Here is a 12,724-nt window from a genome sequence, read left to right on the forward strand (position 1 = left end):
TCAGGCGAGGTCCGACTCGTTCGCCCGCATCAGCCGCAGCTGCACGAACGCGATGACGGAGAGGATCACGAGCAGGACCACCGACACCGCAGACGCGTAGCCGTAGTCCAGACGCTCGAAGGCGAGGTCGAAGATGTAGTACTGGATCACCCGGGAGGCGTCGGCAGGCCCGCCCATCGTGGTGACCGCGACCGTGTCGAACACCTGGAACGAGCCGACGACGGTGATGACCAGCACCAGCGCGAGCACCGGGCGCAGCAGCGGCATGGTGATCCGCCAGAACATCTGCCACTCACTGGCGCCGTCGACGCGGCCGGCCTCGTAGAGCGTGCGCGGGATCATCACCAGCCCCGCGAAGATCAGCAGCGCGGTGTAGCCGAGGTGGCGCCACGTGTTGACGAACGCGATCGTCGGGATGGCCCACGACTCGCTGCCGAAGAACGAGATCGGGCCGATCCCGAACCAGGACAGGATCTGGTTCACGATCCCGATCTGCGCGTCGAGCATCCAGAACCACAGCAGCGCGACCACGACGTTCGCCACCAGGTAGGGCGCCAGCACGAGCCCGCGGATCACGACCGAGCGGGTGAGCCGGTGCAGCAGCACCGCCAGCAGGATCGCGAGCACGGTCTGGAAGCCGATGTTGAGCACGACGTACCAGACCGTCACCAGCATGGCGTTCCAGAACGTCTCGTCGCCGAGCAGCCGCTGGTAGTTGGCGAGCCCGACGAAGGACGTGTCGGAGAAGAACTGGTAGTCGGTGAGGCTCAGGCCGAACCCGCGCACCGACGGCCACAGGTAGAACACGACGAACCCGAAGACCGACGGGAGGATGAAGCCCAGCGCCACCCAGGTCTCACGGTTGCGGCCGACGGGGCGGGCGACGGCGGGGGCACCGGAGGCGGGAGCACCCGCGGCGGGCACGGCGGTGGTGGTCATGGGGTCACCTCGGTGACGCGCAGGAGCAGCAGCTGCTCGGGGTTGAGCGCGGGTGCCCGCAGTCCGGCCCCCGCGAGCACGCGGCCGGGCAGCTCGACCCCGCGGGCGAGCCACTCCGGCGCGTGCCGCTGCCGCAGTGACGGCCGGTCGCCAGGGGCCTGGGGGGTGACGCGGTAGCGCCGGTCCGGGTCGAGGCCGGGCAGCCGCAGCTGGCCCGGCACCGACGTGAGCGGCGTGGCCAGCTGCACGAGCGCGTAGAGCGCCTCGGACCGGTCCGGGGCGACGGCCCCGTGCAGCGCGAACGACGGGTCGTGCTGGTCGGCGCGGACCATCGTGCCGGTGTGGATGAGGCCGCGGACGTCCTTGTAGAGCTGCACCCACGCGGCGAGCTCCTTGCGCTCCTCCGGACCGGTGGTGGTGACGTCCCACTCGATCCCGAACGAGCCGAAGAGCGCGGTGCCGGCGCGGAACGACAGGTCGTGGGTGCGCGCGGTCGAGTGGGAGTGCGGGGCGGCGACGTGCGACCCGACCAGCTCGGGCGGGACCAGCTGCGCGGTGAAGCGCTGGATCTGCTGGCGCTCGAGCGGGTCGGTCATGTCGCTGCCCCAGATCCGGTCCGTGCGCTCCAGGATCTCCAGGTCGACGCGCAGCCCGCCGGACGAGCAGGACTCGATCTCCACCCCGGGGTGGCGGGCCCGCACCTCGTCGATCAACCGGTAGACGGCGCGGGTCTGGGCGTGCACGCCGGGCACCCCGAGTGGGCCGTGCCCCGCGTCGACCAGGTCGCGGTTGTGGTCCCACTTGAGGTAGCTGATCGGGTACTCCGTGAGCAGCGCGTCGAGCCGCTCGAGGATGTAGGCGTACGCGTCGGGGTGGGCGAGGTCGAGCACCTGCTGGTGGCGGGCGGGGATCGGCATCCGGCCGCCGGTCTGCAGGATCCAGTCCGGGTGGGCGCGGGCGAGGTCGGAGTCGGGGTTCACCATCTCGGGCTCCACCCACAGCCCGAACTCCATGCCCCGCTCCCGCACCTCGCGCACCAGCGGGTGCAGGCCGTCGGGCCAGACGCCCTCGTCGACGTACCAGTCGCCGAGCCCGGCGTGGTCGTCGCGGCGGTGGCGGAACCAGCCGTCGTCGAGCACGTAGCGCTCCACCCCGACGTCGGCGCCGACGCGGGCGAGCTCGACGAGCCGGTCGAGGTCGTGGTCGAAGTAGACGGCCTCCCAGGTGTTCATCACCACGGGTCGCGGGTTCGCCGGGTGGTGGGGCCGCGCGCGCAGCATCGCGTGGAAGCGGGCTGCGATGCCGTCGAGCCCGTCGGTGGCGTGCGTCGCGTACACCCATGGGCCGGTGTAGGACTCCCCCGGCGCGAGCCGCACCTCGCCGGGCAGCAGCAGCTCGCCGCCGCCGAGCACGGCGGCGCCCGTGGAGAGGCGCTCGGCGTAGGTCACGTGGTTGCCGCTCCAGGCGACGTGGACCGCCCACACCTCGCCCTCGGTGAAGCCGAAGCCCTCCGTGCCGGCGGCGAGGATCAGCGGTGCGTCCGGGCCGGTGCGGCCGCGGCGGTTCTCGCGCGAGTGGATGCCGACGACGAACGGCGCCCGCTGCGGCGCCCGCTCCCGTCCCCAGCGCCCGGCGAGGTCGAACAGCTCGGTCGCGACCGGCGGCACCGGCAGCGTGAGCGCGAGCCCGTCGACCACGAAGGGCTCGCCGTCCGCGTCCTCCGGGATCGCCACGGTGGCCCGCTGCCGCAGCACACCCGACCGGAGCAGCTCCAGCTCCAGCCGCACCTCGAGGCCCGCCTCGGCGTCGCGGCCGGTGGCGTGCACCCGGCCCCCGCCGTCGGCGTCGTGCTCCACGGCGAAGTCGGTGAGCGCGAAGAGCGGTGACCACGCCCGGCCCGCGCGCTGCCCCGCGAGCCCCGGCCTGCCGTTCCAGCCGGCGGCGTGCTCGGCGAGGATCCCGGCGCGGGTGACCTGGTCCAGGTCGTTCGGGACGGTGGAGGGCACGCCCGCGCCGGCGAGCTCGCCCAGGTCGGCGGCGGTCAGCTCGCCGAGATCGGCGCCCCAGTGCAGCACCGTGGGCAGCCGCCCGCCGCCCGCTCCGAGCACCACGCTCACCCCCGCCGCGCGGAGGTGGATCAGGTCTGCGGCGGGCTGGGTCATCGGCGCTCCGTTCACCTCGTCGTGGCGGGCTTAGTTCTACGGCAGAACATATCCCGCGTCAACGGGAGGTTTCAGCGGTCGCGAACCGAGTCCGCGAGCCGCTCGAGCACCGCAACGAAGGTGGCGCGCTCGCCGGGCTCGAGATCGGCGAGGAACTCCGCCTCCATCTCCCGGATCGCCGCCCGGCAGGAGCCGAGCAGCGCAAGGCCGTCCTCCGTGAGCGCGACGACGCGGTTGCGCCGGTCGGCGGGGTCCGGGGTGCGCCGCAGCAGGCCGCGGGCCTCGAGGCGGTCGAGGATCGGGATCAGCCTCGTCTTGTCCCGGCCCGATGCGGCCGCGAGCTCCGACTGCGTGGACGCCGGCCCGCGCGCGAGCGTCGCGAGGATGACGTAGTCCCACATCTCGACGTCGTGGGCCCGCAGCAGCGGCTCCTCAGCCTTGATCATCGCTCGGGCGAGCCAGGCGAAGGCTGCGCCGAGGTCGTGTCGCTGCTCGCTCACGGCCCGACGGTAGCGCTTGACCAATCATAAACGGTGGTAGACGATCTACTCATGGAGAACATCGTTGAGCTGCACCGCCGTTCCGTTGACGGCATCCGTCCCGTCCTCGACCGCCTCGACGCCGCCGACCTCGGCCTGCCAACGCCCTGTGCCGGCTGGGACCTGCGCGCATTGCTGGAGCACATGACCGGACAGGACCACGGCTTCGCAGCAGCCGTGTCGGCGGCGCACGACGGCGGCGAGGTGGAGGTGACCGAGTTCGCACCGCGCCCGCTCGGGCCGTCCCCGGCGGAGACCCTGCGCCGCGGGCTCGACGAGGTGGTGGCCGCGTTCGCCGCGGGTGCCGAGCACCCGGTGCTGCTGCCCGAGTTCGACGCCCGGCTGCCGGCGGGGATCGTCGTTCAGATGCACCTGGTGGACACGCTCGTGCACGGCTGGGACGTGGCCGCGGCGCTCGGCGTGCAGGACGACTACGTGGCGGGGCTGGACGCCGAGGCCGTCGCCGCTTCGCTCGCCATGTGCGAGCGGATCCCGGACGACGAGTCCCGCGAGGCTCCCGGCGCCTCCTTCGCCCACGCCCTCCCCGCCCCGGACGGCGCGGACCCCTGGACCCGCACCCTCACTCTGGTCGGCCGCGACCCGGCGTGGACGGGCGACCCCGTGGTCCGGCGGTAGCCGGTCGGAACAGCACCGCGCGGCTCAGCCCGGTCGCTCCCCACGCACGACGCGGCGCAGCCTGGGCAGCCGCTCGGCGAGCGCCCGCTCGGCGCCGTGGGTGGTGGGGCGGTAGTAGTCGCGACCGACGAGGCCATCAGGCGGGTACTGCTGCGCGAGCACGCCGTCGGGTGTGCCGTGCGGGTAGCGGTAGCCGACCGCGTTGCCCAGCTTCTGGGCACCTGCGTAGTGGCCGTCGCGCAGGTGCGGCGGCACCGCGCCCGCGGCACCCGCACGCACGTCGGCCATCGCCTCGTCGATGCCGGTGATCACGGCATTCGACTTGGGCGCGCTGGCCAGGTGGACGGTGGCCTGGGCGAGCGCGAGCCGGCACTCCGGCAGGCCGACCAGCTGGACGACCTGCGCCGCGGCAACGGCGGCCTGGAGCGCGGTGGGGTCGGCGAGCCCGATGTCCTCGCTGGCGTGCACCATCAGGCGCCGGGCGATGAACCGCGGGTCCTCCCCCGCCACCAGCATGCGGGCCAGGTAGTGCAGCGCGGCGTCGGGGTCGGAGCCGCGGATCGACTTGATGAACGCGCTGATCACGTCGTAGTGCTGGTCGCCCTGGCGGTCGTAGCGCACCGTGGCCTCGGTGACCGCGCGCTCGACGGCGGGGACGTCGATCTCGGTGGCACCCGTGCCGGTGACACCGTCGGCAGCGGCCTCGAGGGCCGTGAGGGCGCGGCGGGCGTCGCCGGAGGCCAGCCGGACGAGCGCGTCCTCGGCGTCCGGGGTGAGGGTGACCGCGCCGTCGAGACCGCGCTGGTCGGCGACGGCGCGGCGCAGCAGCGACCGCACGTCGTCCTCGGTGAGCGACTGCAACTGCAGCACCAGCGACCGCGACAGCAGCGGCGACACCACCGAGAACGACGGGTTCTCCGTGGTGGCCGCGACGAGCAGCACGAGCCGGTCCTCCACCGCGCCCAGCAGCGCGTCCTGCTGGGTCTTGGAGAAGCGGTGCACCTCGTCGATGAACAGCACGGTCTGCTGGTCGCGGTGGTCGCGGCGGCGGCGGGCGTCGTCGATGACGGCGCGCAGCTCCTTCACCCCGGACGAGAGCGCCGACAGCGCGACGAAGTGGCGGCTGCCCACACCCGCGAGCAGCCGGGCGATCGTGGTCTTGCCGGTGCCGGGCGGGCCGTAGAGCAGCACCGATGCGGCAGCGCCGCCCTCCACAAGGCGGCGCAGCGGGGCGCCGGGGCGCAGCAGGTGGGCCTGCCCGACCACCTCGTCGAGCGTGCGCGGGCGCATCCGGACAGCCAGCGGCGCCGTGGCCCGCGCGCCGGCCTCGTCGACCGGCGGCATCGGGTCCGGCTCTTCCAGCTCGAACAGCCCGTCCGCCTCGGTAGTCATCCCTTCCAGCCTGCCACTCCGGTCCGACAACTTCCGCGGGTGCCTATCGTTCCGGTGTGCGGAAACCGGCCAGGGGGGCGATCGGCTCGGCGTCAGCCGTCCTCGCGCTGGTCCGGCTGCTGGCGCGGCGCGGCTCGGTGACGGTCACCGAGGTCTCGCGGGAGCTGGACGTCGCGGTCTCGACCGCGCACCGGCTGCTCGCCACCTGCGTGCGCGAGGGCTTCGCCCGCCAGGACCACGTCGGCGGGCCGTACACCGTCGGGCCCGCGCTGCACGAGCTCACGCTCGTGGTCGGCTCGAACGCCGTGTCGCTGCGCGACGCGGGCGCCGAGGTGCTCGCCGGGTTGCGCGAGCAGGTCGGCGAGACGGTGAGCCTGGCGATCCTCGAAGGGCACCACACCCGGTTCGTGCAGTCCCTCGAAGGACCGCACTCGGTGCGCGTTAGCTCGCGGCTGGGACTGCTGATGCCCGCGCACTGCACGTCCGGCGGCAAGGCGATGCTCGCCGCGCTCACCCCGGCGGCGCTGCGGAAGCGCTACCCGAGCCAGCACCTGGTGGCCAGCACCCCGCGCTCGATCGTCGACTGGGACGACCTGCAGCGCGAGCTCACCCGGATCCGCCGTCGCGGGTGGGCGGCCAACGTCGGCGAGACCGACCCGTCCGTCGCCGCGCTCGGGGCCGCCGTGCTGCTCGGGACCGGTGAGCCGGCCGCCGCCGTGTGCGTCGCCGCACCGATGGCGCGGCTGGGCACCGCCACCCGGCTGCGCGCGCTGGCACCCGCGGTGATCGAGGCCGCGTCGCTCATCCAGCAGCGGATCCGGGGCAGCTGACCTTTCCACATCGGGGAAAGGCCGTCGCGCGCGCTTGTCGCCGTCCCGTAGACCCGGCTGTGGTGGGGGTCACCACACGAGGGGGTGTCCGCGGATGACCAGGTTCCCGCAGCGGGACGGCGCGAGCGCGTTCGAGGCGCCGATGCGCGTGGAGGCCGACATCGCAGGCCTCGAGGTGGTGCAGGGCGAGGTGCCCGAGCACCTGTCCGGCACCTACTACCGCGTGGTCACCGACCGGCAGTGGCCACCGGCCGTCCTCCCCGACGTACCGACGTTCAACGACGACGGCATGGCCATGTACTTCCGCTTCCACGGCGGCCGGGTCGACTTCCGCAGCCGCTACGTGCGCACACCGCGCTACGAGGCCGAGGCGAAGGCGGGCCGGGCGCTCTTCGGCGCCTACCGCAACCCGCTGACCGACGACCCGTCGGTCGCCGGCATCTCTCGCGGGCTGGGCAACACGAACGTCTTCTACCACGGCGGGAGGCTGTACGCGTCCAAAGAGGACAGCGCTCCGATCCTGCTCGACCCGATGACGCTCGAGACGATCGGCGAGTACACCTTCGAGGGCACGCTCACGTCGCAGACGTGCACCGCGCACCCCAAGATGGATCCGCGCACCGGCGAGATGGTGTTCTTCGGCTACGCCGCCAAGGGCGAGACCACGCCGGACATCGCCTACTACGAGGCCGACCCGGACGGCCGGATCGTCCACGAGACGTGGGTCCGCGCGCCGTACTCGAGCATGGTCCACGACTGGGCCGTCACGCAGAACTTCGTGGTCTTCCCGATCATCCCGATGCGCAGCGAGTACGCCTGGCTCCAGGAGCGGCAGCCGCACTTCCAGTGGGACCCGGACCGGGAGGTGTACCTCGGTGTGCTGCCGCGCAAGGGCGGCGCCGACCAGGTGCGCTGGCTGCGCGGGTCCAACCGGTTCGCGAGCCACATCCTCGGCGCGTGGGACGACGGGCGCCGCATCCACATCGAGACCCCGGTCGGGCAGAGCAACTTCTTCCCGTTCTTCCCGGACGTGACGGGCGCTCCGTACGACCCCGTGCGCGCCCGCGGCCACCTGTCCCGCTGGACGGTCGACATGGGGTCCGACAGCGGGACCTTCACCGAGGAACGGCTCACCGACGTCGCAGGCGAGTTCCCGCGCATGGACGACCGCTTCGAGACGTTGCCCTACCGGCGCGGGTTCCTGGCGCTGAACCACGTGCCCGGCGATCCGCGGCCGGGCGCCGGCTTCCGCTGGATCGGCGCGTTCGACACCACCGGTGCCGCGCCGCCGCAGGTCTTCTACCCCGGCGACGACTGCTCGGTGGCCGAGCCGCTCTTCGTCCCCGGGAACGACGACGCGCCAGAGGGCCACGGCTACGTGTTCGTGGTGGTCGGGCGGCACCAGGAGATGCGCAGCGACCTGGTGATCCTCGACGCCCAGCGGCTCGACGGCCCGCCCGTCGCCACGGTGGCGCTTCCCATCCGCGTCCGCCGCGGCCTGCACGGCAACTGGGTGAGCAGCCGCGAGCTCGCCGCCCGTACCGCCTGAGAACGAGGGAGTTCACCGATGTCCACGACCGAGGCAACCACGGAGATCGACGAGCTGCGGCGCACGGTCGACGAGCTGGCGCGCCGCCTCGCCGTCACCGAGGCGCGGCACGAGGTGCGCACGCTGCACCACAAGTACGGCTACTACCTCGACAAGTGCCTCTACCAGGAGGTCGTGGACCTGTTCGCCCGCGACGGCGAGGTGGTGTTCATCGGCGGGCGCTACCGCGGGCGCGCCGGGGTGGAACGGCTGTACCTGCAGCGGTTCCGGGAGCGCTTCACGCGGGGGCACAACGGGCCGCTCCCCGGGTTCCTGCTGGACCACCCGATGCTGCAGGACGTGGTGACGGTCGCGCCGGACGCACGGTCGGCGAAGGCGCGGATCCGCGCGCTCATGCAGGCCGGGGTGCACCACTCCGCATCCGAGCTGGCCGGGCGCACCTCGTTCGAGCAGTGGTGGGAGGGCGGGGTCTACGAGAACACCTACGTCGTCGAGGACGGCGTCTGGAAGATCCAGGAGCTGCACTACCACCCGTTCTGGCACGCCGACTACGCCAAGGGCTGGGCGCGCACCGAGCCGATGAACCACATGATCCCGACGACCACGTTCCCGGACGACCCGCTCGGCCCCGACGAGCTGCTGCCCGACTTCGCGTTCTTCCCGGCCACCGACGTGCTGCCGTTCCACTACCCGCACCCCGTGACGGGCCAGCAGTGGAAGTGACAGCCGTGGACGTGACGACGTACCGGCGGATCGCCACCGAGGAGGCGTTCGCCCCGGCGGAGCTCCTGGAGTGCTACCGCCGGATGCTGCGCGACGGGCAGGGCGACAAGGGCTTCCAGAGCCTGTGGGGCTTCTACCTCGGCAGCACGGCGGAGCGGCCGCGCTCCGTCGTCCGCAGGCTGGCCGACCTCGGCGCCGAACGCCTCGCCGACATGGCCGCGGCCGGCATCGACCACCAGGTGCTCGCCCTCACCTCGCCCGGCACGAACGTGCTCGATCCCGCCACCGCCCGTTCCATGGCGACGCTCGCCAACGAGGTGGCCGCGCAGGCCGTGCGCGACCACCCCGACCGGTTCACGGCACTGGCAGCGGTGGCCTGGCAGGACCCCGATGCCGCCATCGCCGAACTGGAACGCGCCGTCACCCGGCTCGGGATGTGCGGGGTGATCGCCAACTCCCACGTGCAGGGCACCTACCTCGACGACCAGCGGTTCTGGCCGGTCCTGGAGGCGGCGGAGCGCCTCGACGTGCCGGTCTACCTGCACCCGAACACCCCGACGGACCGCATGGTGGAGCCGCTGTACGAGGCAGGGCTCGACGGCGCGATCTACGGGTTCGCCGTGGAGACCGGGATGCACCTGCTGCGGATCATCACCTCGGGTGTGTTCGACCGGTTCCCGCACCTGCGGCTCGTCGTGGGGCACCTGGGCGAGGCGCTGCCGTTCTGGCTGCCGCGGATCGACCACTTCCACGCCGCGCAGGTCGCGTCCGGCCGCTACCCCGCGATGAAGGCGCTGCAGCTGCGGCCGAGCGACTACCTGCGCCGCAACGTCTGGTACACGACCAGCGGGATGGCCTGGCAGCCGGGGATCATGTTCGTCCGCTCCGTCGTGGGCGCCGACCGCGTGCTCTACGCGATGGACTACCCGTACCAGTACGTGCCGGACGAGGTGCGGCACCAGGAGGAGCTCCCGCTCGACGCCGTCGAGCTGCGCGAGTTCTTCGAGGGCATCGCCACCCGGCTCTTCCACCTGACCGTCTGAGCCCCCTCCCATCCCCAGCGGACCGGCGCGGCCGGCCCGCCGACCCGTCGTGGAGTCAGCCGTGAGCACTGCCGACATGAGTGCCGCCGAAACGGGAGTGCCGCCGTCGAGCGCATCGGACGAGCCCGGCCTGCGCCCGTTGGCGCTGGTCGCGTTCGTCGTGGCCAACCTGTGCGCCTGGTCGGCGATCCTCACGCCGGCCGCGGTCACGCTCGCCCTGCGCGTGCGCGAGATCGACCCCGGCGGCGCCAGCGCCACGCTCTCGCTGGTGGCCGCGGTCGGCGCGGTATTCGGGATCATCGGGAACCCGCTGTTCGGCCGGCTGTCCGACCGCACGCGGTCCCGGTTCGGCATGCGCAGACCGTGGATGCTCGGCGGGATCGTCGCCGGAGGGCTGGGGCTGCTGCTCGTCGCCGCCGCACCGTCGGTCCCGATGCTCGTGCTCGGGTGGGCGGTGACGCAGCTGGGGATCCAGGCCCTGCTCGCCGCGATCACCGCCGTGCTGCCCGACCAGGTGCCCCGCCGGCAGCGCGGGCGGATCGGCGGGCTGATCGGCATGGGCCAGAGCGCCGCCACGACGCTCGGCACGGGCCTGCTCACGCTCAACGCGACGTCGCTGACCTGGGGCCTGCTCGCCCCGATCTGCCTCGCCGCGATCACCGTCGGGTTCCTGTGCCTCGTGCTCCCCGACCGGGTCCACGACGGGCGGCCGCAGCCGCGGCTGTCGGTGCGCGAGATCGCGTCGAGCTTCTGGTCCAGCCCGCGCCGCTACCCCGACTTCGCCTGGACCTGGGTCAGCCGGCTGCTGGTGTTCATGGGCATCACGATCCTGATCGTCTACCAGACCTACTTCCTGCTGGCCCGCATCGGAGTGCCGCCCGCGTCGATCGCCGCCGTCATGTTCGGGGTGCTGCTGCTCGAGAACGGGGTGAGCATCGCGGCCAACCTCATCTCGGGCTACCTCTCCGACCGGGCCGGGCGCCGCAAGATCTTCGTGACGGCCGCGGCCTGCCTCGGGGCGCTCGGCTTCGCCGTGGCCGGGATCTCGCAGACGCTCCCGATGTTCCTCGTCGGCGTCACGCTCCTCGGCGCGGCCAAGGGCGTGTACGTCGCCGTCGACCTCGCGATGGCCACCGACCTGCTCCCCGCCGGCCGCACCGACGCCGCGAAGAACATGGGACTGTTCACGATCGCGAGCCTCTTCCCCAACCTGCTCGCCCCGGCGATCGCACCGCTCGTGCTGGCCATCGGTGACGGCACGGTCGTGCCCGGCGCACCGAGCGGCAACTATCCGGCACTGTTCCTCGCCGGCGGGCTGTTCATGCTGGTCGGAGCGCTGGCGGTGCGGCCGATCCGGGGAGTGCGCTAGCCGTCTCCGCGTTGTTGGAGCGCACGGAGCTGGCGGCGGACGTGCTCCGGGTCGAACCGGAAGTGCCCGCCTGCGGTCACCAGGTCCGGCTCGATCAGCCCGGCCTTGACGTAGCGCCACAGGGTGCTGCGGGACAGCCCGAGACGCTTGGCGGTCTCTCCTGTCGTCAGCAGCTCCTCCGAAGGCACGTGTGCAACGTATGCACCAAATCCAGGCAGTTGGCTGCTGCTGAAACGATCGCGACCAATACGTGTGATCAGCTATGCTTGCTAGCACTTGCGACGTTTCTGCCCAGTCGGGCCGACGAAGGTGCTGGCACACCTGCGACGGCCCTTGATCTCGACCCTTCTGAGAGGGACGAGACCCGTGCGCGAACCTACCGACCCGTTCACGGCTGCGTTGGCCGAGATGCCCGACCTGATCGCGGCGCTCCTGCGAGATCACGTGCCCGATACCGCCGGCCGATGCAGAACGTGCGGCCTCCCCGGGACGGGGACACCACACCTCTTTGCGCCCTGTCCACTGAACCGGATCGCCCGAGCGGCTCTGACGATCCGAGCGCACCGCGGCTGGTGAGCTCGATCGCTCTGCTCGCGCTCACGCATGCGGGCGCGGCCGCGATCGGTGGGATGATCGCCTTCCGCGTGACCCGTCCGCAGCGTCGCCGCTCGTCGATCGAGTTGGCCGTCGATGGTGCGAAGCGCCAGTCTCGCGGCCGCCACCGGCGATGAGACATACCGAGGACGTGTGATGACAAAGCTGCTCGACGAGCGCCGGCTGGGCGCGTTCATCTACGCCGCGAAGATCAGCCGCGCGGAGCGGGGCCGGATCCCGCTGTCGCCCGAGGAAGCCGGACGGTACGCCGAGCGGCTCGGCGCCGGCGTCGAGCAACGCGAGCGGCTGGTGGAGCTGGCGAGGGCGCGTTCCGCGGAACACGTCTCGGGACGGGTCGCGCTGGTCCGGGTCGCGGCCGCCGTCCAGGAGCGGATCGAGCGGTACCAGCGGGATGCCACCGTGATCCGGGCGTGGCAGCCGAACCTCGTTCCCGGCGTGCTGCAGACACCCGGGTACACGGCGGCACTACTCGCCGGGGACGGCGAAGGCGACCCGGGCCCGGAGTGGTGGACGGCGAGGCGGGCCCGCACCGCCATGCTGAACGAGCCCGGCAGGTCGTGGCACCTCCTCGTGTCCGAGGCCGCCGTGCGCTGGGCCCTCGGCTCGGCCGAGACGATGCACGCCCAGATCGAGCACCTGGTCGCCGCCGCAGAGCTGCCCACCGTCCGGCTCGGCGTGGTGGACCTCGCCACACCGAAGCCGTTCGCGCCGCCCGCGGCCTTCCACATGTACGACCGCGTGGTGTCCGTCGCCACCGAGGTCGGAACCTCCTTCCTCACGGACGCAGCCGACGTCGAACACTTCGACGGCCTGTTCGCCCGCCTCGACGCCGCGGCGCTACATGGCGACGACGCCCGCGAGCTCCTGGCCCGGGTGGCACAGCAGTACGCGGGCCCGAGGTAGCGCTGTGGGCGAGGCACGGTTGAA

The 12,724-nt window shown here is 72.6% G+C and carries 13 protein-coding genes; 8 read left to right on the forward strand and 5 right to left on the reverse strand.

What is annotated here, in order from left to right; genetic code table 11:
* From FB388_RS15820 to FB388_RS15830, 3 genes are all read right to left on the reverse strand, one after another.
* A complete protein-coding gene (locus tag FB388_RS15820; RefSeq protein ID WP_142101653.1) occupies positions 1-939 on the reverse strand; it encodes a carbohydrate ABC transporter permease in 939 nt (312 codons plus the stop codon).
* A complete protein-coding gene (locus FB388_RS15825) occupies positions 936-3,101 on the reverse strand; it encodes an alpha-galactosidase (protein ID WP_142101655.1) in 2,166 nt (721 codons plus the stop codon). Before FB388_RS15825 ends, FB388_RS15820 begins: the two co-directional genes overlap by 4 nt.
* A 71-nt stretch (positions 3,102-3,172) precedes the next feature.
* A complete protein-coding gene (locus FB388_RS15830; RefSeq protein WP_246121957.1) occupies positions 3,173-3,601 on the reverse strand; it encodes a MarR family winged helix-turn-helix transcriptional regulator in 429 nt (142 codons plus the stop codon).
* A gap of 51 nt (positions 3,602-3,652) precedes the next feature.
* Here FB388_RS15830 and FB388_RS15835 point away from each other — a divergent pair, with 51 nt between their 5' ends.
* Positions 3,653-4,276, forward strand: a complete 624-nt coding sequence (locus FB388_RS15835) for a TIGR03086 family metal-binding protein (RefSeq protein WP_142101657.1) — start codon at positions 3,653-3,655, stop codon at positions 4,274-4,276.
* Between the two features lie 24 nt (positions 4,277-4,300).
* Here the strand turns inward: FB388_RS15835 and FB388_RS15840 are convergent, their stop codons facing one another.
* Positions 4,301-5,668 (reverse strand): replication-associated recombination protein A, encoded by a 1,368-nt coding sequence (locus FB388_RS15840; RefSeq protein ID WP_142101659.1) that lies wholly within the window; start codon positions 5,666-5,668, stop codon positions 4,301-4,303.
* 56 nt (positions 5,669-5,724) lie between these two features.
* On the opposite strand from FB388_RS15840, the gene FB388_RS15845 reads away from it, so the two are divergent.
* The 5 genes from FB388_RS15845 (at position 5,725) to FB388_RS15865 (ending at position 11,182) form a co-directional block, all read left to right on the forward strand.
* Positions 5,725-6,498 carry an IclR family transcriptional regulator gene (locus tag FB388_RS15845; RefSeq protein ID WP_142101661.1) on the forward strand — a complete coding sequence of 258 codons (774 nt, stop codon included), beginning with the start codon at positions 5,725-5,727 and terminating at the stop codon, positions 6,496-6,498.
* A 94-nt stretch (positions 6,499-6,592) separates the two neighbouring features.
* A complete protein-coding gene (locus FB388_RS15850; RefSeq protein WP_142101664.1) occupies positions 6,593-8,047 on the forward strand; it encodes a carotenoid oxygenase family protein in 1,455 nt (484 codons plus the stop codon).
* An 18-nt stretch (positions 8,048-8,065) separates the two neighbouring features.
* The gene (locus tag FB388_RS15855; RefSeq protein ID WP_142101666.1) at positions 8,066-8,770 is read left to right on the forward strand and encodes a nuclear transport factor 2 family protein; all 705 of its coding nucleotides are present in this window, start codon (positions 8,066-8,068) and stop codon (positions 8,768-8,770) included.
* Between the two features lie 5 nt (positions 8,771-8,775).
* A complete protein-coding gene (locus tag FB388_RS15860) occupies positions 8,776-9,813 on the forward strand; it encodes an amidohydrolase family protein (protein ID WP_211361936.1) in 1,038 nt (345 codons plus the stop codon).
* 61 nt (positions 9,814-9,874) lie between these two features.
* Positions 9,875-11,182 (forward strand): MFS transporter, encoded by a 1,308-nt coding sequence (locus FB388_RS15865; protein ID WP_142101668.1) that lies wholly within the window; start codon positions 9,875-9,877, stop codon positions 11,180-11,182.
* On the opposite strand, the gene FB388_RS15870 is transcribed toward FB388_RS15865, so the two are convergent.
* A complete protein-coding gene (locus FB388_RS15870; RefSeq protein WP_246121958.1) occupies positions 11,179-11,370 on the reverse strand; it encodes a helix-turn-helix domain-containing protein in 192 nt (63 codons plus the stop codon). The two genes, FB388_RS15865 and FB388_RS15870, sit on opposite strands and share 4 nt — an antisense overlap.
* A gap of 276 nt (positions 11,371-11,646) precedes the next feature.
* Here FB388_RS15870 and FB388_RS15875 point away from each other — a divergent pair, with 276 nt between their 5' ends.
* Positions 11,647-11,913: a hypothetical protein gene (locus FB388_RS15875; RefSeq protein WP_142101670.1), complete on the forward strand. Its 267-nt coding sequence runs from the start codon at positions 11,647-11,649 to the stop codon at positions 11,911-11,913.
* A gap of 19 nt (positions 11,914-11,932) precedes the next feature.
* Positions 11,933-12,700, forward strand: a complete 768-nt coding sequence (locus FB388_RS15880; RefSeq protein WP_142101672.1) for a DUF5753 domain-containing protein — start codon at positions 11,933-11,935, stop codon at positions 12,698-12,700.
* Positions 12,701-12,724: the final 24 nt, after the last annotated feature.

This window comes from Pseudonocardia cypriaca, from assembly GCF_006717045.1.
Lineage (GTDB): Bacteria > Actinomycetota > Actinomycetes > Mycobacteriales > Pseudonocardiaceae > Pseudonocardia > Pseudonocardia cypriaca.

Excerpts from the sequence above, each read along its gene's own strand:
- FB388_RS15820 (WP_142101653.1), bottom strand. The coding sequence starts at position 939 with ATGACCACCACCGCCGTGCCCGCCGCGGGTGCTCCCGCCTCCGGTGCC.
- FB388_RS15825 (WP_142101655.1), bottom strand. The coding sequence starts at position 3,101 with ATGACCCAGCCCGCCGCAGACCTGATCCACCTCCGCGCGGCGGGGGTG.
- FB388_RS15835 (WP_142101657.1), top strand. The coding sequence starts at position 3,653 with ATGGAGAACATCGTTGAGCTGCACCGCCGTTCCGTTGACGGCATCCGT.
- FB388_RS15840 (WP_142101659.1), bottom strand. The coding sequence starts at position 5,668 with ATGACTACCGAGGCGGACGGGCTGTTCGAGCTGGAAGAGCCGGACCCG.
- FB388_RS15850 (WP_142101664.1), top strand. The coding sequence starts at position 6,593 with ATGACCAGGTTCCCGCAGCGGGACGGCGCGAGCGCGTTCGAGGCGCCG.
- FB388_RS15855 (WP_142101666.1), top strand. The coding sequence starts at position 8,066 with ATGTCCACGACCGAGGCAACCACGGAGATCGACGAGCTGCGGCGCACG.
- FB388_RS15875 (WP_142101670.1), top strand. The coding sequence starts at position 11,647 with ATGCAGAACGTGCGGCCTCCCCGGGACGGGGACACCACACCTCTTTGC.
- FB388_RS15880 (WP_142101672.1), top strand. The coding sequence starts at position 11,933 with ATGACAAAGCTGCTCGACGAGCGCCGGCTGGGCGCGTTCATCTACGCC.